Origin of the sequence: Kitasatospora sp. NPDC101157 (genome assembly GCF_044768255.1) — a bacterium.
Lineage (GTDB): Bacteria > Actinomycetota > Actinomycetes > Streptomycetales > Streptomycetaceae > Kitasatospora.
In genome coordinates this window covers 454,733-475,821 of sequence record NZ_JBIWPL010000001.1, presented here as the reverse complement: position 1 = coordinate 475,821, position 21,089 = coordinate 454,733, and the positions used below count along the sequence as shown (strand labels likewise).

Here is a 21,089-nt window from a genome sequence, read left to right as displayed (position 1 = left end):
CCGGAGCGGAAGGGGCCCGCAGCGCGTCCCCGGCTCGGGGGCCCGACTCGCGGGCCCACGGCGCGTGGGCTCACAGCGCGCGGGCCCACGCGCCGGGCCCACAGCGCGCGGGCTCACGCGCCGGGCCGGAAGTTCTCGGCCAGGTCGCCCCACAGGTAGGCGGCGGTCTCGACGCCCTTGGCCAGCAGGTCCAGCTCGACCTTCTCGTTGACCGAGTGCCAGCCGTCCGAGGGCACCGAGATGCCGAGGAACAGCACCGGCGCGCCCAGCACGTCCTGCAGGTCCGCGGCGGGGCCGGAGCCGCCCTCGCGGGTGAAGAGGATCTTCTGCCCGAAGGCTCGGCCCATCGCGCGGACCGTGGACTGCAGCGCCGGGTGGTCCAGCGGGGTCAGGCAGGGCCGGGTCGCGCCCGGGAAGACCAGCTCGTACCGGATGCCCTCGGGCACCCGCTCGGCGACCCAGGCCCGGACCGCCTCGCGGACCTTCTCCACCTCCTGCCCGGCGACCAGCCGGAAGGACAGCTTGAGGTGGGCCGAGGACGGCACGATGGTCTTGCCGCCGGGGCCGGTGTAGCCGCCCCAGATGCCGTTGACCTCGGCGGTCGGCCGGGCCCAGACCCGCTCCAGGGTGGAGTACCCGGCCTCCCCGCGGGTGCCGTACGACTTGGCGACGCGCAGCCACTGCGCCTCGTCGAAGGGCAGTTCGGCGAACAGTTCGCGCTCGCGCTCGGTCAGCTCCACGATCCCGTCGTAGAAGCCCGGGATCGCGACCCTGCGGTCGTCGTCGTGCAGGGCGGCGGCCAGTTCGGCCGCGACCTGGGCCGGGTTGGGGACGGCGCCGCCGAAGGAGCCGGAGTGGATGTCGGTGTCCGGCCCGTACAGGTCGAGCTGGGCGTCCGCGAGGCCGCGCATGCCGGTGCACACGGTCGGGGTGGTCTCGGACCACATGCCGGTGTCGGAGATGACCACCACGTCGGCGGCCAGCCGCTCGGCCTCGCGCCGGACCAGGTCGGCGAAGTGCGGCGAGCCGGACTCCTCCTCGCCCTCGATCAGCAGCTTGAGGTTGACGGCCGGCGCGGTGCGGCCGGTGGCGGCCAGGTGGGCGCGCACCCCGAGGGTGTGGAAGAAGACCTGGCCCTTGTCGTCGGCCGCGCCGCGCGCGTACAGCCGCTCGCCGACCACGGTCGGGGTGAAGGGCTCGGTGTCCCAGCCGTCCTCCTTGGCGGCGGGCTGCACGTCGTGGTGCCCGTAGACCAGGACGGTCGGTGCGGACGGGTCCCCGGACGGCCACTCGGCGAACACCGCGGGCAGCCCGTCGGTCTCCCACACCTCGGCGACCGGGAAGCCGGTCGCGCTCAGCTTGGCGGCCAGCCACTCGGCGGAGCGGCGCACGTCGCCGGCCCGCTCGGGGTCCGCGGAGACCGAGGGGATGGCCAGCCACTCGGAGAGGTCGGCGAGGAAGGCGGCCTGGTGCTGGTCGATGAAGGAGCGGACGGCGCTGTCCGGGGTTCTCGTCATACCGACGACTGTAGTTCGCCCGTGTGGGTGCCCGCCCCGGGCCTCCGGGTGCCGGACGCCGTCAGGGCTGTAACCTCCGTCACCCCCGCCGCTTCCGCCGCTCCCGCGACGGCCGTCACCCCCGCCGCGACGGGTCGCGCGGACGGGGGTGACGGGGATGACGGGGTGCTGAGGGTGACGGGGGTGACGGGGGTGACGGGGCACCCCCGGGAGCGGGCGGCCGCCGCCCTCAGCCGGTGCGGCGCAGCAGCGACATCCGCGAGCGCGTGAGCAGCGCGGCCAGGGCCGCCGCGAGCAGCGGCAGCACCACGACGGTGGCGGCGATGGTGGGCCAGGGCAGGACCACGGACGACTTGTCGGCGAGTTCCTCGGGGCTGATGCCGGGATAGTCGGCCGCGAGGCCCTGGACCTTGCGCAGGGCGATGGCCGGCAGGAGGCCGCAGACGGCGCCGAGCAGGGTGCCCATGGCGGCGATGACTCCGCACTGGAAGCCGGACAGCGAGCGGCGGATGCGCGGTTCCGCGCCGACGGCGGCGAGGGTGGTGAGGTCGCGCTGGGAGTCGGCGGCGGCCAGTCCGGTGGCGATGCCGGCCGCGCCGAGGGCGACGAGTCCGGCGAAGCCGGCCAGGCCGAGGCCGACGAGTCCGGCCTTGGACTGGTAGCCGCGTTCGACGCTGAGGACGGTGTGGTCGGTGAGCTTGCCGAGGGCGCCGTCGGCCTTCTGCTGGTCACCGTCGGAGGGGGTGGCCCCGGGGAGCCAGACGGAGCCGGCCGGCCGGGTGGTGAAGCCGAGCCGGGTGGCGGTGTCCGGGGTCATCACGATCTGGCCGGGGGCCGGCATCGCGGAGGGGGCGAGGACGGCGTCGACGGTGGTCTCGGTGATCCTGGGCTTGGCGGGGGTGCCGCCGGTGCCCGTGGTGGCGGGCTCGCTGAACCGCAGGACGACCTTGCCGTCCTCGTAGTAGCGCGGGTCGAAGACCACGGCCTTGCCGGCGGTGAGGGCCTGGCCGGCGGCCGGGTCGGTGACGCCGTACAGGTTGCGCAGCAGCGTGGCGTCGCCGGCGGTGACGTCGCCGTACTGGCTGCCGCGGCGTTGGTTGACCTGGCAGCGCGGGTCGGTGCTCATCACGCGCTTGGTCTCGTCGGGGTCGGCGGGGACGTCGCGGTCGAAGACCGGGCAGCGCCGTTCCTTGGGCGGCATGACCTCGACGTAGCCGCAGGAGGTGCCGTCCTGGCAGTCGCCCTTGTAGTCGACGTGGGAGACGTCGGCCCGGGGGCCGAGGCCGGAGATGCTGCGTTCGACGGTGTCGCGCATCTGCGGGAGCAGTTTGGTCTCGGTGCTGGTGCCGTAGCCGGTGCCGAGGATGACGGCGCCGGGCGGGCCGGCGGCGACGTACTCGCGGCGGTACTGGTCGTCGTAGCTGGCGAGGTAGACGTTGACGGCGACGGAGCCGGCGACGGCGGCCATCACGGCGGCGACGGCGGGCGCGGTGCGGCCGCGGTGGCGGACGGAGTCGCGCAGGGCTAGCCGGGGGCCGAGCGAGAGCCAGCGGCCGAGCTTGCCGAACAGGCCGACCAGGTACGGGGTGAGGGCGACCATGCCGAGTTCGGCGATGAGGGAGCCGCCGAGGACGGCGAGGGTGCGGCTGGAGAAGCCGCTGGTCGCGCCGACGAGGGCGAGGGCGGTGCCGGTGCCGAGCATCAGCACGCCGAGCAGGGCGAGTTTGCGGCTCGGCGGCTTGAGCGAGTCGCGGCCGGTGAGGGCGGAGACGACGTCCTGGCGGGAGGCCTGGACGGCGGGCACGATGGCGGCGAGCAGTCCGGTGACGAGGCCGACCAGGAGCACGCCGAGCAGGTCGAGCGGCTGGAGGTTGAAGTGGCCGAAGCGGGCGCCGGAGTACTCCTCGGCGCGGGTGCGCAGCAGGCCGACCAGGGCGATGCCGAGGCCGAGGCCGATGGCGGCGCCGGTGAGGCCGAGGACGACGCCGCCGCCGAGGACGACCGCGCGGACGTTGGCGCGGTCACCGCCCGCGGCGGCGAGCAGGCCGAGCTGGCGCCGTGAGCGTCGGGCCCCGACGGCGAAGGCGGGGCCCGCGAGGAGGACGATCTCCAGGAGGGCCATGCCGACGACGGTGGCGAGGATGACGACGTAGGTGCGGTCGAGCAGGGCGGTGCCGCTGCCGCCTGTGCGGTCCATCTCGACGTAGAAGGGCACGTCGGCGCGGGCCGGCGGGTGGAGGATGACGCTGCGGGAGGCGAGGACGAAGCCGTAGCCGTTGAGTTCGGTGACCTTGGCCCAGTCGAGGGTGGCGCCGGCCGGGAGTTTGACCAGCCAGCGGGTGGCGGCGGCGGTGGTGCCGTGGCCGGAGGTGTCGGGGAGCTTGCCGATCAGGGTGCCGGGGCGGGTGACGAGTTCGGTGCCCTTGAGGTCGTCGGGGTACTCGACGACGGCGGTGATGGTGAAGGGGGTGGACTCCAGGCCCCGGACGGCGGTGCGGTCGCCGATCCGCAGGCCGGAGCGGTTCAGGAACTCGCGGGTGACGGCGGCCTGTTGGTCGTTGGCGGGGGCACTGCCCTCGACCACGTCGAGCCGGCCGTGCCAGACCGGGTCGGTCAGGTCGGCTTCGCTGGTGCGGGTGGTGAGCAGGCCCTCGGTGCTGCTGGCGGCGGTGTCCGGGCCCTGGGGTTCGGGCACGAGGGTGCTGCCGGGCGGCAGCAACTGCTGGGCGAGCCGGGTGGGTTCGGTGTCGCGGGAGCGCTGCTGCTCGGGGGTGTACCGGGGGGCGGCGCCGTCCTTGGCCTCGTACTTGGGGTCGAAGACCCGGTAGGAGTGGTCGCCCGGGTCGGGGGCCTGCGTGACGGAGGTGCCGCGTTCGACCATCTCCAGTTGGCCGTCGGCCTGTCCCATGGTCCGGACGACGCGTTCGGCGGGTTCGAGGGTGGCGCTGCGGAAGAACACGTCGGCGCCGGTGACGCCGAGGACGGGCAGCGCGACCATGGCGATCACCAGGGCGCTGCGGCCCTTGGCGCGCAGGGCGTCGCGGCGGGCGATGCGCAGGGCGAGCCGCCAGGCTCCGGGCTTCACTCGTCCACCTTCCTGCTGTTGGCGGCGGCGCTGACGAGGAGGCTGGCGGCGTCCTGGCTGACGGACTCGTCGACCATGCGGCCGTCGCGCAGGAAGACGACGCGGTCGGCCCAGGCGGCGTGGCGGGCTTCGTGGGTGACCATCATGGCGGCGGCGCCGGCGTCGCAGCGGGCGCGCAGGACGGCGAGGACGGCTTCGCCGGTGGTGGAGTCGAGGGCGCCGGTGGGTTCGTCGGCGAGGACGAGGCGGCGGTCGCCGATCAGGGCGCGGGCGATGGCGACGCGCTGCTGCTGGCCGCCGGACATGTCGTCGGGGAAGCGGTCGGCGAGTTCGGGGATGCCGAGTTCCTCCAGGGCGGCGAGGGCCTCGCGGCGGGCGGCGCGGGCGGAGACGCCGTCGAGTTCGCGGGGCAAGGAGATGTTCTCGGCGGCGGTGAGGGCCGGTATCAGGTTGTAGTCCTGGAAGACGTAGCCGACGGAGCGGCGGCGGACCTGGGCGAGTTTCTTGCGGGTGAGGGTGCCGAGGGCGACGCCTTCGACCAGGACCTGGCCGGTGGTCGGGGTGTCGAGGCCGCCGGCGAGGGTGAGCAGGGTGGACTTGCCGGAGCCGGAGGGGCCCATGACGGCGACGAATTCGCCGGGGTGGACCTTGAGGTCGACGCCGCGCAGGGCCTGGACCTCGGCGGCGCCCTGGCCGTGGACGCGGGTGACGTCCTCCAGGTGCAGTACCGGCGTCTGCCGGGACTGGTCGGTGTGGGACACGGTTCCCCCCTAGTACTGGGTGCGGGCCGGGCGTTCGGGGCGCCGGGCCCTGTGGATCGGGTGGAGGCCCGAGGGCCGGGCTCAGGCGCGGGTGCGGCGGCCGAGCCGGCCGGGCTTCTTGGTGGCGCCGTCGCGGGCGGCCTCGGCGGCGCGGGCCTGTTGGAGTTCGGCCTGCTGGGCGAGCCGGGTCTCGCAGTGGTCGAGCCAGCGGATCTCGGCCTCGGTCTGGAAGATCAGCTGGTCGAGGACGAGCAGCCAGGCGAGGTCGTTGCCCTCGGTGGGGACGGTGCCGGGTCCGGTCTCGCCGGCGAGGGCGCGGCCCTTGAGCCGGGTGTAGTCCTGGAGGGCCTTGATGCTGTGCCGGCGCTGGCCCTGGACGACGGCGGAGACGTCCACTCCGGGGACGGTCACGGCCATGGCGAGCTTGATCGCCAGTTCGTCGCGCGGGGGGCTGGTCCGGGGCACCGGGGTGTCGAACCAGGCTCGCAGTTCGGCGCGGCCGGCGTCGGTGACGGCGTAGAACTGGTGGCCCTCCTCGTCCTCCCCGGCGGCTTCGACCAGGCCGTCGCGTTCCAGTCGGGACAGCGTGGTGTAGACCTGTCCGACGTTGAGCGGCCAGGTGGCGCCGGTGCGCGCCTCGAACTCGGTGCGCAGCTGGTAGCCGTAGCGGGGGCCCTGGTCGAGCAGGGCGAGCAGACCGTGGCGGATGGACATACTCAGTATGTATACCCGGTATGCCCTACGGCCTCAAGCCGCGCCCCCTCGGGTACCGTCGTGCGGTGTGAGCCAGTTGCGCATCGCCACCTTCAACCTGTTGCACGGTCAGCCGCTCGCCGCGGACGGCGCGCCGCGGCCCTACCCGGCCGACGCGGGGGCCCCGCTGGCCGAGGCGATCGCCGCGCTGGACGCCGACGTCCTGGCCCTGCAGGAGGTGGACCGGCACCAGCCGCGCTCGGGCGGCACCGACCAGGCGGCGGTGGCGGCCGGGGCGATGGGCGCGGGCGACTGGCGCTTCGCCGCCGCGCTGCACGGGCGCCCGGCGCCGGTGGCGGGCTGGGTGCCGGACCCGTCCGGGCCGAACGGCCTGCGGGTGTACGGGCCGGGCGAGGTCGGCGACGACGCCCCGCCCTCGTACGGGACGGCGCTGCTGACCCGGCTGCCGGTGCGGCACTGGCGGGCCCGGCGCTTCGCGCCGGCGCCGTTCGGACTGCCGCTGCGGGTGGCCGGGCGGCGGGGGCTGACCCCGGTGCCGGACGAGCCGCGGGCGGCGCTGGCGGCGGTGCTGGAGGGCGAGCGCGGGCCGTTCACCGTGGTGGCCGCGCACCTGTCCTTCGTGCCGGGCTGGAACATGGCGCAGCTGGCCGGGATCCGGCGCTGGATCGCCGACCTGCCGCAGCCGCACCTGGTGCTGGGGGACTTCAACCTGGTGGGCGCGGTGCCGCGCACGGTGCTCGGCGGGGCGACGGCGCTGGAGCGCACGGCGCCGCGGGCACGGGTGCGGGTGCGGGAGCTGCGGGCGGTCCGGCGGGCCCGGCAGGCGGCGGTGGAGCCGCGCCGGCGGCGGGTGCGCGAGCCGCGGACCCGGCTGCAGGGCTGGTACGACCTGGCGCGCACGCCGACCTATCCCTCGCACCGGCCGGCGGTGCAGTTCGACCACGTGCTGGCGGTGGGGGTGCCGCGCGCGGCGGTGGGTCCGGCGGCGGCGCCGCGCGCCGCGGTGTCGGACCACCGTCCGCTGCTGGTGCGGGTCTCGCTGTAGTCGCAGGCGGCCCCGGGCGATCCCGGGCGATCCCGGGGTCCCGGGCGGTCCTAGTGGTTCGTCAGGACGCCGGCCTGCTGGGGCAGGTGGGCGGCGGCGGGCGGGGTGGGGTCGTACTGCAGGAGCAGCATGGCCGCGTCGTCGCCGAGCTGGCGGCCGACGTGGCGCACCACGTCCTCGTGGAGGCGCTGGAGGACGTCGGCGGGACGGCCGTCGGCGCAACGCGGGAAGCGGTCGGCGAGCGGGTAGAAGGCGCCGGAGCGGTCGCGGGCCTCGATCACCCCGTCGGTGAACAGCAGCACCCGGTCGTCGCCGTGCAGCGGGACCCGGTGAACCGGGGGGTGGACGTCGGCCGGGTCGAGGACGCCCAGCGGCGGTACGGTCTCGGCGAGTTCGAGCGGGCGGACCAGTCCGCCGCGCAGCAGCAGCGGCGAGGGGTGGCCGCAGTTGACGAGTTCGGCGGTGCCGTCGGGCCGGACCCCGATCAGCACGAGGGTGACGAACTCCTCCTCCACGCCGGGGTGGTCGTTCTCGTGCAGGGCGCGGTCGAGGCTGTCGGCCAGCCAGCCGGCCACCCGGTCGAGGGCGGGCTCCTGGTGGGCGGCCTCGCGGAAGGCGCCGAGGACGGCGGCGGCGGTCTCGACCGCGCCGAGGCCCTTGCCGCGCACGTCGCCGACCACGGCCCGGACGCCGTGCCGGGTGTTGACGACCTCGTACAGGTCGCCGCCGATGCGGGCATGGGCGGCGGCGGCCTCGTAGTGGACGGCGGCGCGCACGCTGCCGACCCGTTCGGGGACGGGCCGCAGCAGTACCCGGCGGGCGATCGAGGCGACCAGCTGGGCGTCGGCCAGGGCGCGTTCCTGGCGCAGTCTCAGGGTGGCGCTGACCCAGCCGATCGTGGCGACCAGCAGGATCGCGATGACGCTGGCGGCGTGCACGGACTCGCCGAGCGTGTCACTGCGGAAGGCCATCAGGAACGCCGCCGCCTCGGTGCACAGGCCGATGGCGAGCGGGTACCAGGTGCGGTGGCTGACCACGGCGGCCAGCGCGGGTACGGCGGTGAGGGCGGGTTCGACCGTCACCCCGGTGCCGCTGAGATGGTCGAGGGCGACGATCAGCGCCATGCCGATGAAGGGCAGCGCGAGCGCCGTCCTCGGCCAGGTGCCGGTCGTGCCCGGTGCGGGTCCCGGGGTCGGCCCGGTGAACCGCTCTCTGATCCATCCGGTCGCGCTCAACTTCGGTCTCTCCAGCAGAAGGCGCCGATGCCCGGGGGCACCTGCGGTGATGACTGAGGGTCAGGGAGTACGGGCCTCGCTGGCGGCCGGAGCACGGGGGTTGACCGGTTACCGACCCCACAATAGGCGCGAAACGTGCACGACGCACAGGTTTCGGGCGTCGGCGTGATGACTTGGATGCTCTGCGTGACTCATTAGTCACTGTTCCCGATCAGGAGCCGTTCCAACTCTTTTCGGTCGGGAAGTCGTTCCGGGCGTACGATCCGTCCGCTGCGGACGTACAGGAACGAAGCCGTGACCTGCTCGGGATCGACGCCCGCCTGCTCGGCCCAGGCGAGCCGGTAGACCGCGAGCTGCAGCGGGTCGGCGGTCTCCTCGCGGTGGGTCTTCCAGTCCACCACTTCGTAGCGTGACGCACCGACGGATTCCGTCACCCCGTCACCGTCCCGGTAGACCGCGTCGATCCGGCCGCGCACCACCCGCCCCGCGAGCACCAGTTGGAACGGCGCCTCCACCCGGTGGGGCCTGCGCCGGGCGTACGGGGTGCGCAGGAACGCCTCCTTGAGCCGCTCCAGGTCCTGCTCGTCCTCGATGCCGTCGTCGTCGGCGCCGGGCAGCGCGTCGGGCTCGATCAGCAGCAGCGGCTCGATCCGGGACTGCACCCAGGCGTGGAAGCGGGTGCCGCGCCGGGCGGCGGGCTGCGGGGGGCGGGGCATCGGGCGGGCCAGGTCGCGGGCGAAGCCGTCGGGGTCGGCGGCCAGCCGCAGCAGTTGGGTGGCGGACAGCGCGGGCGGCAGCGGAACCTCCCGGGCGGTGCGCCGGGAGCGCTCCAACTCGCCCAGCAGCGCGGTGAGGTCGCGGTCCCAGGAGGCGACCTGGCGCTGGTCCTCGGCCGCCATCGGCTCCGGTTCGGGGGCGGGCGCGCCGGCCACCCGGGCGCGCACGACCTCGGCGACCCGGCGGCGGGCGTGCTGGGCGGCCGGGTCCAGCGGCAGCGGCCAGGGGCGTTCGACGGCGGTGGCCAGCGCCGGGTTCACCGCGCCCTTCTCCGGCTGCTCGGCCCAGTGCTCGACCTCGCCGGCGCCGGGCCGCTCGCAGTGCGCGCGCAGCTGCTCCAGGAAGGCGGACGGTCCGCGGACGGTCTTCTGGCTCGGGCCCCACCAGTGACCGGAGGCCAGCAGCAGGGAGCGGGGGCGGGTGAACGCGACGTAGCCCAGGCGCAGTTCCTCGGTGCCGGAGTGCTCGGCCAGCTCCTTCTTGAACGCCGCCATCGACTTGCTCGTCCAGCCGCCGCGCACGTCGGGCAGGGTGGCGGCGTCGCCGCGCAGGGCGTGCGGGAGCACCCGCTTGGTGCTGGTCCAGCGTTCGCGCGCGGTGCCGGACGGGAAGGCGCCCTTCACCAGGCCGGGGACGGCCACCACGTCCCACTCCAGGCCCTTGGACTTGTGCGCGGTGAGCACCTTCACGGTGTCCTCGCCGCCGGGCAGGCTGCTGTCCAGGCCGCGCTCGTACTCCTGGGCCGCGCGCAGGAAGCCGAGGAAGGCGGCCAGGCCCGGGTCGCCGTCCAGGTCGGCGAAGGAGGCGGCGACGTCCAGGAAGGCGTGCAGGGTCTCCCTGCGCCGGGCGGCCAGGGCCTGCGGGGAGGCGGCGAGCTCGACCTCCAGGCCGGTGACGGTCAGCACCCGGTGCAGCACGTCCATCAGCGGGTCGGCGAGCGAGCGGCGCAGCTCGCGCAGTTCGGCGGCGAGCCGGGCGAAGCGCACCCTGGCCTCGGCGGAGAACGGCAGGTCGTCCGGCTGGTCCCCCTGCTCACCGGTCGAGGAGGTCAGGAAGGTCTCCACCGCGTCGGCGAGCGACACCACCTCGGTCGGGTCGGCCTCGGCGACGGCCGCGGCCAGCGCCTCCACGCCCTCGGGGCGCTCGGTGCGCACCAGTTCGGCGGCCCGGCGGCCGAGCAGGGCGAGGTCGCGCGGGCCGATCCGCCAGCGCGGGCCGACCAGCAGGCGCACCAGGGCGGCATTGGCGGTCGGGTCCTGCAGCACCTCGCAGACCGCCACCAGGTCGGCCACCTCGGGCAGTTGCAGCAGCCCGCCGAGGCCCACCACCTCGACCGGCACCTCGCGGGCGACCAGCGCGGCGTGGATGTCCGGGAAGGCCGCGCCGCCCCGGCACAGCACGGCGATCCGGCCGGGCGCGGTGCCGGTGCGCACCAGGTGGGCGATCGAGTCGGCGAGCCAGTCGACCTCCTCGGCGTGGGTGGGCAGCAGGGCGGCCCGCACGTAGCCGTCCTGTTCGGCGCCGGGGGCCGGGCGCAGCGCCTCGACGCCCTCGTGCACGGCCCGCAGCGGGGCGGCGAGTTCGTTGGCGAAGGCGAGCAGGCGTCCGCCGCTGCGGCGGTTCTCGCTGAGCGCGTACCGGTCGGCGGGGCGGCCGTCGGCCTTCGGGAAGTGCCGGGGGAAGTCGTCGAGGTTGGCGACGGAGGCGCCGCGCCAGCCGTAGATGGCCTGGCAGGGGTCGCCGACGGCGGTCACCGGGTGGCCGGTCCCGGTGCCGTCCGGGCCCGCGCCGAAGAGGCCGGCGAGCATGAGCCGCTGGGCGACGGAGGTGTCCTGGTACTCGTCGAGCAGGACGACCTTGAACTGGCCGCGCAGCAGGGCGCCGACCTCGGGGCGCTGCTGGGCGAGGCGGGCGGCGGCGGCTATCTGGTCGCCGAAGTCCATCAGTCCGGCGGCCTGCTTGCGGCGGCGGTAGTCCTCGACCAGGCGCAGCAGTTCCAGCCGGGCGCGGGCGGTGGCGGGGACGGCCCGCAGGTCGTCGTTGCGCAGTTCGACGGTGGCGAGGGTGTCGAGCAGTTCCTCGTCGTGGGCGCGCAGCGCGGCGGGCTCGACCAGGTGTTCGGCGAGTTCGCCGTCCAGGGCGGTGAGGTCGGCGACGAGGTTGGCGAAGGTGCCGGTGAGGGCGGGGAAGGGGCCGCGGGCGGTGCGCAGCACCTTGGCGGCGAGCTGGAAGCGGGTGGCGTCGGCGAGCAGCCGCACGTCCGGTTCTATGCCGATGCGCAGGCCGTGTTCCTTGAGCAGCCGGCCGGCGAAGGCGTGGTAGGTGGAGATCTCGGGTTCGCCGAGCGGTTCGGTGTCGTCCCGGTCGGGGACGCGCCCCCGGCCTTCTTCCGGGGGGAGCCCCAGCCCGCAGACCCGCAGGGCGGTGCGGACGCGTTCGGCGAGTTCGCCGGCGGCCTTGTTGGTGAAGGTGAGGCCGAGCACCTCCTCGGGGCGTACGGCGCCGGAGCCGACCAGCCAGACGACCCGGGCGGCCATCACGGTGGTCTTGCCGGAGCCGGCGCCGGCCACGATCACGGCGGGGGCGAGGGGGGCGCCGATGGCCGCCATCTGTTCCCGGTTGAACGGGATGCCCAGCAGCTCCTTGAGCTGGTCGGGATGGCTGAGCACGGCGGTCACCCCGCAACGTTAACGGGCGGAACCGACACTCCGGGCGCCCGGCGGGCGTGACACCGGCTACTCCACCAGCTGGGCACCGTCGCGCTGGGCGGAGCAGCTGCGGCGGAAGGCGCAGCGGTCGCAGCCGCCGCCGGTCTGCGGGACGAAGCGTTCGGCGAGGACCTTGCCGGCGGCCTCGGCGAGCAGGTTCTCGATCCACGGTTCGCCCTCGGGCGGCTCCTGCCGCTGCACCTTGGGGGCGTCCGGGGCGGTCCTGGCGGCGGCCTCGCGCAGGTGGACGAGTTCGGCGCCGCCGGTGGCCGGGGGCCGTTCGGTGAAGCCGGGGAGCTCGTTGAGGGCGCCGGCCCGGACGGCGAGCTGGTAGACGGCGAGCTGCTTGTGCTCGGGCAGCGACCGGTCGGTGGGGATCTGCTTGCCGGTCTTGAAGTCGACGACGTAGGCGCGTCCGGCGTGGTCCTTCTCGACCCGGTCCATGGAGCCGCGGATGCGCACCGAGACGCCGCCGACGTCGAGGGTGACGTCGAAGCCGTGCTCGGTGGCGACGAGGTCGCGGCCGCGTTCGAGGACGTGCCAGTTGAGGAAGCGCTCCAGGGCGGCGCGGGCCTCGGTCTTCTCCTGGTGGGACTTCCAGGGGGCGTCGAAGGCCAGGGCGTCCCAGACGGTGTCCAGGCGGGCCATGAGCACGGAGAGGTCGGCGGGGGTGCGGCCGGAGCCGACCTCGTCGGCGAGGGCGTGCACCACGTTGCCGAAGCCCTGGGCGGCGGTGCCGGCGCCGCGGGCCCTGACCTCCTTGTCCAGGAACCACTGCAGCGAGCAGTTCTCCAGCTGTTCCAGGCCGCTGCCGGACAGCCGTACGGGCGCGTCGGCGCTGCGCAGCGGCTCGGGGGCGGCGGTCGGGTCGTCCAGGCCCCACCAGCGGTCGGGGTGGGCGGCGGGCACCAGCGGCAGGCCGTCCTCGTCGGCGGCGGAGGCGAGGACGGCGAGGCGTTCGGCGGCGGCGCGGCGCAGTTCGGGCGATCGGGCGGGGTCGACGGTGACGGCGCGCAGTTCGGCGACCAGGGCGGCGACCGAGAGGGGGCGGCGCGGGCGGTGGGTGACGTCCTCGACGGTGACGGGCGGGGTGCGGCGCACGGCCTTGCCGGTGCGCGGGTCGATGTCCTCCCGGTAGAGCTCGCGCAGGAAGCGGGAGGGTTCGTCGCCGTCGTCGGCGGGGGCCTTGACGGCGGTGACGATCAGCCGTTCCTTGGCGCGGGTGGCGGCGACGTAGAAGAGGCGGCGTTCCTCGCCGAGCAGGGCGGCCGGGGAGAGCGGTTCGGCGAGGCCGTCGCGGCCGATCCGGTCGGCCTCCAGCAGGGAGCCGCGGCGGCGCAGGTCGGGCCAGAGGCCGTCCTGGACGCCGGCGACGACGACCAGGCGCCATTCCAGGCCCTTGGAGCGGTGGGCGGTCATCAGCCGTACCGCCTCGGGGCGGACGGTGCGGACGGTGAGGGTGTCGGCGGCGATGTCCTGGGCTTCGAGTTCGGCGAGCAGGTCGAGGGCGCTGCGGTGCCCGGTGACCTGTTCCTCTGCGCGGGCGGCGGTCTCGAAGAGGGCGCACAGCGCGTCCAGGTCGCGGTCGGCGTTGCGGCCGGCGGCGCCGCCGCGCAGGGCGGCCCGCTCCAGGCGTTCGCGCCAGCGGCGGCTGCCGTCCCACAGTTCCCAGAGGGCCTCCTCGGCGGTGCAGCCGCCGGCCAGCAGTTCGCGGACCTTGCGCAGCAGCGTGCCCAGGTCGCGGGCGCGGCGGGCGATCGCCGGGTCGAGGGCGATCAGGCGTTCGGGTTCGGCGAGGGCCTCGCGGATCAGCTCGCCGGCCGGGCGCGGGGCGGCGGGGCGGTCGTCGGCGCCGGGGGCGGCGCCCGGGCGGGCGCGCAGGGCGGCGCGTTCCTCCTCGCGCAGGGCGCGGCCGAGGCGGCGCAGGTCGGAGCCGTCGAGGCCGCCGAGCGGACCGGTCAGCAGGGTGTGGGCCAGGTCGGTGGTGAGCGGGTCGGGGGCGTCCGGGTCGCCCTGCTTGTCGCGGGCGGCCTGCTCGGCGCAGACCCGCAGGGCGAGCAGCAGCTGGGCGACGGCGGGTTCCTCGCGCAGCGGCAGGTCGTCGCCGTCGATCTCCAGCGGGACGCCGGCCGCGCCGAGGGCCCGGCGCACGCCGGGGATGGAGCGGGCGCCGGCCCGGACGAGGACGGCCATCTCGCCCCAGGGCACGCCGTCCTCCAGGTGGGCGCGGCGCAGCAGGTCGGCGATCGAGTCGAGTTCGGCGCCGGGGGTGGGGTAGGTGTAGACCTCGACCCGACCGCCCTCGCGGGACGGCAGCAGGGCGCGGTGCTGGGCGAGCTTGTCGGCGGGCAGCCGGCCCATCGGCATCCGGCGGGCGAGTTCGCGGGAGGCGGCGAGCAGGACGGCGCCGGAGCGGCGGGAGACCCGCAGCACCTTGACGTCGGCGGGGCTGCCGTCGGCCTGCCGGAAGGCCTGGGGGAAGTCGAGGATGCCGTTGATGTCGGCGCCGCGGAAGGCGTAGATCGACTGGTCGGGGTCGCCGACCGCGACCAGGTCGCGTCCGCCGCCGGCGAGCTGGCGCAGCAGCCGGACCTGGGAGGGGTCGGTGTCCTGGTACTCGTCGACGAAGACGACCTGGTAGCGCTCGCGGAGCCGTTCGCCGACCTCGGGGCGTTCGGCGAGCAGGACGGCGCGGTGGACGAGTTCGGCGTAGTCGAGGACGCCGCGCAGGTCGAGCACGTCGAGGTAGTCGGCGAGGAAGTGCGCGGCGGCGACCCAGTCGGGGCGCTGGACGCGCCGGGCGAAGCGTTCGAGTTCGGCCTCGCCGAGGCCGAGTTCGCGGCTGCGGGCGAGGACGGCGCGGACCTCGTCGGCGAAGCCGCGGGTGGTCAGGCAGGCGCGCAGGTCGAGCGGCCACTGGATGCGGGTGCCCGCGGCGGAGCCGCCGGTCGACTCCGTGCGCTTGGCGTCCTCGGCGCCGCCGGCCAGCAGTTCGCGGACCATGACGTCCTGTTCGGGGCCGGAGAGCAGCCGCAGCGGTTCGGCGTAGTCCTCCGGTTCCTGGTGGGCGCGCAGCAGGGCGTAGCAGAAGGAGTGGAAGGTGGTGGCCTGCGGGGCGGCGGCGGAGCCGCCGAGCCGGCCGGACATCCGGTCGCGCAGTTCCACGGCGGCCTTGCGGCTGAAGGTGAGGACGAGGATCCGCTCGGGGTCGGTGCCGTCCTGGATGCGCCGGGCGACCGCCTCGACGAGGGTGGTGGTCTTGCCCGTGCCCGGTCCGGCGAGGACGAGCAGCGGGCCGCCGGTGTGCTCGACCACGGCGCGCTGGTAGTCGTCCAGCACGGGCGGGTCGGGCTGGACGAGCGGGCTGCGCACGAGCCGGTAGGGGGAACTCACGAACAAGGTCCTGGGTGGAGCGGAGGGGCATGGCCGGGGCGGGCCCGTGGGGCCCGCCCGCATCGAGCCTACGATCCTGCCCCGTCAATCACGTCGGCGCGCGGGGTTCGGTGGAATCTCCTCGCCGTCCCAGCGGGCCCGCCTCAGGTCCACCCGGGGCGGGTCGGCGAGTTCGCGCAGCGGGGTGCCCTCCTCGCCGTAGTGGGCGAGGGCGCGCTGTTCGTGCCCGGGCAGGAGGCGGCCGTCGGCGCGGATGACCCGCCACCAGGGCACCGAGCCGCCGTACAGGGCCATCACCCGCCCGACCTGCCGGGGGCCGCCCTGGCCGAGGTACTCGGCGACGTCGCCGTAGGTCATCACCCTGCCGGGTGGAATCCGCTCGGTCAGGTCGAGCACCAGTTCGGCGAACGGTGGTAGGGCGCCCGGGACGCCGTCGTCTGTTACGTCCGTCACCTGCGGCATTCTTCCTTACAGGGACGCGTGCGCGGCCCCGTACGAACGATCCGCCGCGCCCGATCCGGCCCCTGTCCAGCACGGGGGGCCGGGGCATGCCACCATCTTCGGGGCGGTGAGTGGTGATACGAGGACAAGACCAGATGACCGGGACGGCTGACGTGGGCGTGGACAGGGACTCCGACGAGTCCGGCTCCGCCGTGCCCCCGGCTCCCGGTGACGAGTCCGAAGGGCGGCCCGAGGACGGGCCGACGCCGGAAGTCTCCCTGATCAAGGACCTGACGATCAAGACCCCCACGCCCGAGAAGGCCCCCGAGTCCCAGCCGCAGCCTCCCGCCGCGGCGCCGCCCGCCCCGCGGACCGAGTACCACGACCCGCTGGACGACGCCCCGCACCTGGACGTCGACGAGCCGCTGCTCGCCGCCCGCGCGCACCGCCCGTCCGACCTGATCCGCTTCCTGGCCGGGGTCCTCGGGATAGTCGCCGTCTTCGTCCTGGCCGGCATCGCCACGTCGACGACCACCGGCATCGAGCAGGACATCGCCACCAACGCGCCGCACTTCTCGGCGGTGCTGTCCACCATCACCGGCCTGGTCTCCAGCGTCGCGGTGCTCGCCGTGCCGCTGGCCTTCGCGGTCGAGCGGCTGATCAAACGCGACGGCCTGCGGGTCGCCGACGGCGTGCTCGCCTCGGTGCTCGCGTACGGCGTCTCGCTGGGCATCGACTGGTGGGTGGCCGAGGGTGCCTCCACGCACATCCGGGACGCGCTGACCCGGCTGCCGCTGGACAGCAACAGCACCCTCACCGACCCGGTGCACGGCTACCTCGCCCCGGTGATCGCCTACATGACCGCCGTCGGCATGACGAGCAGACCGCGCTGGCGGGTGGCCCTGTGGGTGGTGGTGGTCTTCAGCGGGGTCACCGAGCTGCTCGGCGGCTACACCACCCCGCTGTCGCTGATGCTCACCGTGCTGATCGGCTGGTCCGTCGCGTACGGCACCCTGTACGCGATCGGCTCCCCCAACATCCGGCCCACCGGCCAGCACCTGATGATCGGCCTGCGCAAGGTCGGCTTCACCCCGGACGGCGCCCACCGCGCCCCGGACGCCCCCGGCGGCACCCGGCGCTACTACGTCACCCAGCAGGACGGCCCGCCCCTGGACGTCCACATCATCGACCGCGAGCAGCAGGCCTCCGGCTTCTTCTACCGGGCCTGGCGGCGGCTGCGGCTGCGCTCGGTCGCGGTGCGCCGCAGCCCCCAGTCGCTGCGCCAGGCGCTGGAGCAGGAGGCCCTGATCGCGTACGCGGCGGCCGCCTCGGGCGCCCACGCGCCGCAGCTGGTGGCCACCTCGGAGCTGGGCCCGGACGCCGCGATCCTGGTGTACGAGAACGTCGAGGGCCGGACCCTCGACGAGCTCGCCGACGAGGAGGTCACCGACCTGGTGATGGCCTCGCTGTGGCGCTCGGTGGCGGCCCTGCACGAGCGCCGGATCGCCCACCGCCGGCTGACCGGCGAGTCGCTGCTCGTGGTGGACGACAAGGCGGCCTGCCTGGTCAACCTCTCCGGCGGGGACATCGCCGCCACCGACCTGACGCTGCGCATCGACGTCGCCCAGCTGCTGACCACCTTCGCGCTGCGGATCGGCCCCGAGCGGGCCGTCGCCACCGCCAACGCGGTGCTCGGCGCGGACCGGGTCGCCCAGGCGCTGCCGCTGCTCCAGCCGGTCGGGATGAGCCGCTCCACCCGGATCGACCTCGCCAAGCTCACCAAGGAGCGCAAGGCCGCCGCCCGGGCCAGGGCCCTGGAGCAGGTCGCGGCCGGCGAGCGCACCCAGCAGCAGGCCGAGGAGGACATCGCGGCGGCCGGCGAGGACCTGCTCAGCCGCATCCGCGGCCAGATCCTGCAGATCGCCCCCGAGGCGCCGATGGAGCCGGCCAAGCTGGAGCGGCTGAAGCCGAAGAGCCTGATCATGGTGATCGCGCTCACCTTCGCCGCCTACCTGGCGCTGACCACCATCAAGCCCGCCCAGCTCAAGCTCTCCCAGATGAACTGGGCCTGGGCGGCGGCGGCCCTGCTGGCGGCCGCGTTCAGCTACGTCGCCGCCGCGATGAGCCTGACCGGCTTCGTCCCCGAGCGGCTGCCGTTCCGGCGCACCGTCGCCGCCCAGCTGGCCGGCTCCTTCGTGAAGCTGGTCGCCCCCGCCGCGATCGGCGGCATCGCGCTCAACACCCGCTACCTGCAGAAGGCCGGCATCCGCCCCGGCCAGGCGGTCGCCTCGGTCGGCGCCTCCCAGCTGGCGGGCCTGGGCGGCCACCTGCTGCTGCTGTTCAGCTTCGGCCTGATCACCGGCAGCCAGACCAACGGCGACCTCTCCGCCTCCCGGGCGGTGATCATCGGGGTGCTGACCGCCGCGGTGCTCGCCCTGGTGGTGGCCGCGGTCGCGCCGCTGCGCCGCTTCGTCCTGGGCCGGCTGCGCTCGCTGTTCTTCGGCGTGGTGCCGCGCATGCTCGACCTGATGCAGACGCCCAGCAAGCTGGTCACCGGCTTCGGCGGCATCCTGCTGCTGACCCTGTCCTTCACCGCCTGCCTGGACTTCTCGGTGCAGGCCTTCGGCGGCGACGTCAGCTTCTCGGCCGTCGCGGTGGTCTTCCTGACCGCCAACGCGGCCGGCTCGGCGATCCCCACCCCGGGCGGCATCGGCCCGGTCGAGGTCGCCCTGATCGGCGCGCTGACCGTCGCGGACGTCTCCCCCGCGGTCGCCACCCCGGCGGTCTTCCTCTACCGGGCGCTGACCTTCTGGCTGCCGGTGCTGCCGGGCTGGATCGCCTACAACGTGCTGCAGCGCAGGCACGCGCTCTGAGTCCCCCGCTCGCACGGGTCGTCGAACGCAGGAGGGCCCCACCGCCGAGCGGTGGGGCCCTCCTCCGTGAAACGGTCGCCTAGTAGACCGGCTTGTGCGGCTCGATCTGGTTCACCCAGCCGAGCACGCCGCCGCCCAGGTGGACGGCGTTGGCGAAGCCCGCGGCCTTGACCACGGCCAGCACCTCGGCCGAGCGCACGCCCGACTTGCAGTGCAGCACGATCTTCTTGTCGTGCGGCAGCTTCTCCAGGGCGTCGCCCATGAGGAACTCGTTCTTCGGGATCAGCACCGCGCCGGGGATGTTGACGATCTCGTACTCACCGGGCTCGCGAACGTCGATGAGGTAGATGTCCTCCTCGTCGTCCTGCCACTGCTTGAGCTGCCGCGAGGTCACGGTCGACCCGGCGGCGGCGGCCTGCGCCTCCTCCGACACGACGCCGCAGAAGGCCTCGTAGTCGATCAGCTCGGTGACCGTCGGGTTCTCGCCGCAGACGGCGCAGTTCGGGTCCTTGCGGACCTTCACCTGGCGGTAGTTCATCTCCAGGGCGTCGTAGATCATCAGCCGGCCGACCAGCGGCTCGCCGATGCCGGCCAGCAGCTTGATCGCCTCGTTCACCTGGATCGAGCCGATGGACGCGCACAGCACGCCCAGCACGCCGCCCTCCGCGCAGGAGGGGACCATGCCCGGCGGCGGGGCCTCCGGGTAGAGGCAGCGGTAGCACGGGCCGTGCTCGGCCCAGAAGACGCTGGCCTGGCCGTCGAAGCGGTAGATGGAGCCCCACACGTACGGCTTGCCGAGCAGCACCGCGGCGTCGTTCACCAGGTAGCGGGTGGCGAAGTTGTCGGTGCCGTCCACGATCAGGTCGTAGCCGGAGAAGATCTCCATCACGTTCGAGTTGTCGAGGCGCTCCTCGTGCAGCACCACGTCGACGTAGGGGTTGATCTCCTTGACCGAGTCGCGGGCCGACTCCGCCTTGGAGCGGCCGACGTCCGACTGGCCGTGGATGACCTGGCGCTGCAGGTTCGACTCGTCGACCACGTCGAACTCGACGATGCCCAGCGTGCCGACACCGGCGGCGGCCAGGTACAGCAGCGCGGGCGAGCCGAGGCCACCGGCGCCGACGCACAGCACCTTGGCGTTCTTCAGCCGCTTCTGCCCGGCCATCCCGACGTCCGGGATGATCAGGTGGCGGGAGTACCTGCGGACCTCGTCAACGGTGAGCTCGTCGGCCGGCTCGACCAGGGGTGGCAACGACACGGGGACTCCGATGGGTGTCTTGTTCAGGTGGCCAAGGGCCAGCCTCGGACGGGGTTGTTGCTCCGCCACGCGGGTGGCTCTCTCGGCCAACAGTGTCACGCCCCTCCGGTATTCCGAGACAGCCCGTCCGAAGGGCGAGACGGGCCGCGCCGGATCGTGGAACCGGCCGCCGGGCCGCTCAGGGCCCCCGGCGCGCGCCCCGGGCCCGGTGTTCCGGGGCCCGGGGCGCCACCCGGGAGCGACCGGCCGGCCTCAGACCCGGCAGGCCGTCTCCAGCCAGATGTCGCCGAGCGACTCCTCCAGCGGCACCTGTGTCCGCCAGCCGAGACGGTCCCGGGCGGTGCGCACGTCCGCCTGCCGCCACGGCACCGGCTCGCCCGGGGCGGGCCGGCCCTCCGGCCGCCGCTCCTCCGCCCGGTGGCCCGGCAGGTACTGCCCCGACTGGTGACCGTGGCCCGGCAGGTGGTCGCCGCCCTGCCCGCCGACCTGCGCGGGAAGCAGGACCTGCCGGTTCTCCTCCACGATCGACCCCTCGAAGCCCGACGCCCGGACCAGCAGCTGGGCCGCGTCCCGGGCCCGCACGGCGTGCCCGCTGCCCACGTTGATCACCCCGGTCGCGGCCGAGACCGCCGCCGCCTGGATCGCCCGAGCGACGTCCCGCACGTCCACGAAATCCCGGTATCCGGACAGATCCGGCATCCGCACCTGGTGCTCGTCCCGCTCCAGCGCCCGCCGCAGGCCCTCCGCGAGCCGCCCGAACAGCGAGGCCGTCGGCGCCCCCGGGCCCACCACGTCGAACACCCGCAGCACCGCCGCGTCCAGCCCGGAGGCCAGCACCAGCTCCGTCCCGGCCAGCTTGGACACCCCGTACGGGCCGACCGGCCGCGGCTCGGCCTGCTCGGACACCGGCACCCCGCCGGGGACCGGCCCGTACTCGGCGGCCGAGCCGACGTGCACCAGCCGGGCCGGCTCCCGGCTGCGCCGGATCGCCTCGCAGACCGTCGCGACGGCCAGCGTGTTCGACCGGATCAGGGTCCGCGAGCTGCCGTAGGTGGCGCCCGCGCAGTTGATCACCACCTGCGGCGCGACCGCGTCCAGGAAGCGGGCCAGCGCGCCCGGGCTCCCGGTGGTCAGGTCGAAGCGGATGTCGGCCGAGTCGCGCCGGCCGAGCACCGCCACCTGCAACTCCTGGTCCATCAGCAGACGATCGGTGACCCGGCGGCCGATGAAGCCGTCGGCGCCCAGCAGCAGCACCCTCATCGGGGGCGTCCTTCCACGAAGC

At 74.7% G+C, this 21,089-nt stretch carries 12 protein-coding genes; 2 read left to right on the top strand and 10 right to left on the bottom strand.

All coding sequences use genetic code 11. The features are described from left to right. Window positions 1-113 precede the first annotated feature (113 nt). From ACIRVF_RS02120 to ACIRVF_RS02105, 4 genes are all read right to left on the bottom strand, one after another. Window positions 114-1,517 carry a dipeptidase gene (locus tag ACIRVF_RS02120; protein ID WP_402812401.1) on the bottom strand — a complete coding sequence of 468 codons (1,404 nt, stop codon included), beginning with the start codon at window positions 1,515-1,517 and terminating at the stop codon, window positions 114-116. Between the two features lie 229 nt (window positions 1,518-1,746). After that, complete coding sequence (locus ACIRVF_RS02115; RefSeq protein WP_402812398.1) at window positions 1,747-4,602, bottom strand: FtsX-like permease family protein; 2,856 nt, start codon at window positions 4,600-4,602, stop codon at window positions 1,747-1,749. Then, window positions 4,599-5,363 (bottom strand): ABC transporter ATP-binding protein, encoded by a 765-nt coding sequence (locus ACIRVF_RS02110; protein ID WP_402812395.1) that lies wholly within the window; start codon window positions 5,361-5,363, stop codon window positions 4,599-4,601. Before ACIRVF_RS02110 ends, ACIRVF_RS02115 begins: the two co-directional genes overlap by 4 nt. 81 nt (window positions 5,364-5,444) lie before the next feature. After that, window positions 5,445-6,077 carry a PadR family transcriptional regulator gene (locus tag ACIRVF_RS02105; protein WP_402812392.1) on the bottom strand — a complete coding sequence of 211 codons (633 nt, stop codon included), beginning with the start codon at window positions 6,075-6,077 and terminating at the stop codon, window positions 5,445-5,447. 67 nt (window positions 6,078-6,144) lie between these two features. On the opposite strand from ACIRVF_RS02105, the gene ACIRVF_RS02100 reads away from it, so the two are divergent. Then, window positions 6,145-7,122, top strand: coding sequence for an endonuclease/exonuclease/phosphatase family protein (locus tag ACIRVF_RS02100; RefSeq protein WP_402812389.1), 978 nt, complete (start codon window positions 6,145-6,147; stop codon window positions 7,120-7,122). Between the two features lie 50 nt (window positions 7,123-7,172). On the opposite strand, the gene ACIRVF_RS02095 is transcribed toward ACIRVF_RS02100, so the two are convergent. The 4 genes from ACIRVF_RS02095 to ACIRVF_RS02080 all read right to left on the bottom strand — a co-directional run bounded on the left by ACIRVF_RS02095 (window position 7,173) and on the right by ACIRVF_RS02080 (window position 15,697). Beyond that, on the bottom strand, window positions 7,173-8,357 hold the full coding sequence (locus tag ACIRVF_RS02095) for a PP2C family protein-serine/threonine phosphatase (RefSeq protein ID WP_402812386.1): 1,185 nt from the start codon (window positions 8,355-8,357) through the stop codon (window positions 7,173-7,175). Between the two features lie 194 nt (window positions 8,358-8,551). Beyond that, window positions 8,552-11,812 (bottom strand): UvrD-helicase domain-containing protein, encoded by a 3,261-nt coding sequence (locus ACIRVF_RS02090; RefSeq protein ID WP_402812383.1) that lies wholly within the window; start codon window positions 11,810-11,812, stop codon window positions 8,552-8,554. A gap of 57 nt (window positions 11,813-11,869) precedes the next feature. After that, entirely contained in the window at window positions 11,870-15,235 is a 3,366-nt protein-coding gene (locus ACIRVF_RS02085) for an ATP-dependent helicase (protein ID WP_402812380.1), read from the bottom strand. A gap of 84 nt (window positions 15,236-15,319) precedes the next feature. Beyond that, complete coding sequence (locus tag ACIRVF_RS02080) at window positions 15,320-15,697, bottom strand: MGMT family protein (RefSeq protein WP_402812377.1); 378 nt, start codon at window positions 15,695-15,697, stop codon at window positions 15,320-15,322. A gap of 134 nt (window positions 15,698-15,831) precedes the next feature. On the opposite strand from ACIRVF_RS02080, the gene ACIRVF_RS02075 reads away from it, so the two are divergent. Next, complete coding sequence (locus ACIRVF_RS02075; protein WP_402812374.1) at window positions 15,832-18,549, top strand: flippase-like domain-containing protein; 2,718 nt, start codon at window positions 15,832-15,834, stop codon at window positions 18,547-18,549. A gap of 79 nt (window positions 18,550-18,628) precedes the next feature. On the opposite strand, the gene moeZ is transcribed toward ACIRVF_RS02075, so the two are convergent. Both moeZ and ACIRVF_RS02065 read right to left on the bottom strand, forming a co-directional pair. Beyond that, on the bottom strand, window positions 18,629-19,807 hold the full coding sequence (moeZ, locus tag ACIRVF_RS02070; RefSeq protein WP_402812371.1) for an adenylyltransferase/sulfurtransferase MoeZ: 1,179 nt from the start codon (window positions 19,805-19,807) through the stop codon (window positions 18,629-18,631). Window positions 19,808-20,059: 252 nt separating this feature from the next. Beyond that, a complete protein-coding gene (locus ACIRVF_RS02065) occupies window positions 20,060-21,067 on the bottom strand; it encodes an NAD-dependent epimerase/dehydratase family protein (RefSeq protein WP_402812369.1) in 1,008 nt (335 codons plus the stop codon). Between the last annotated feature and the right edge of the window lie 22 nt (window positions 21,068-21,089).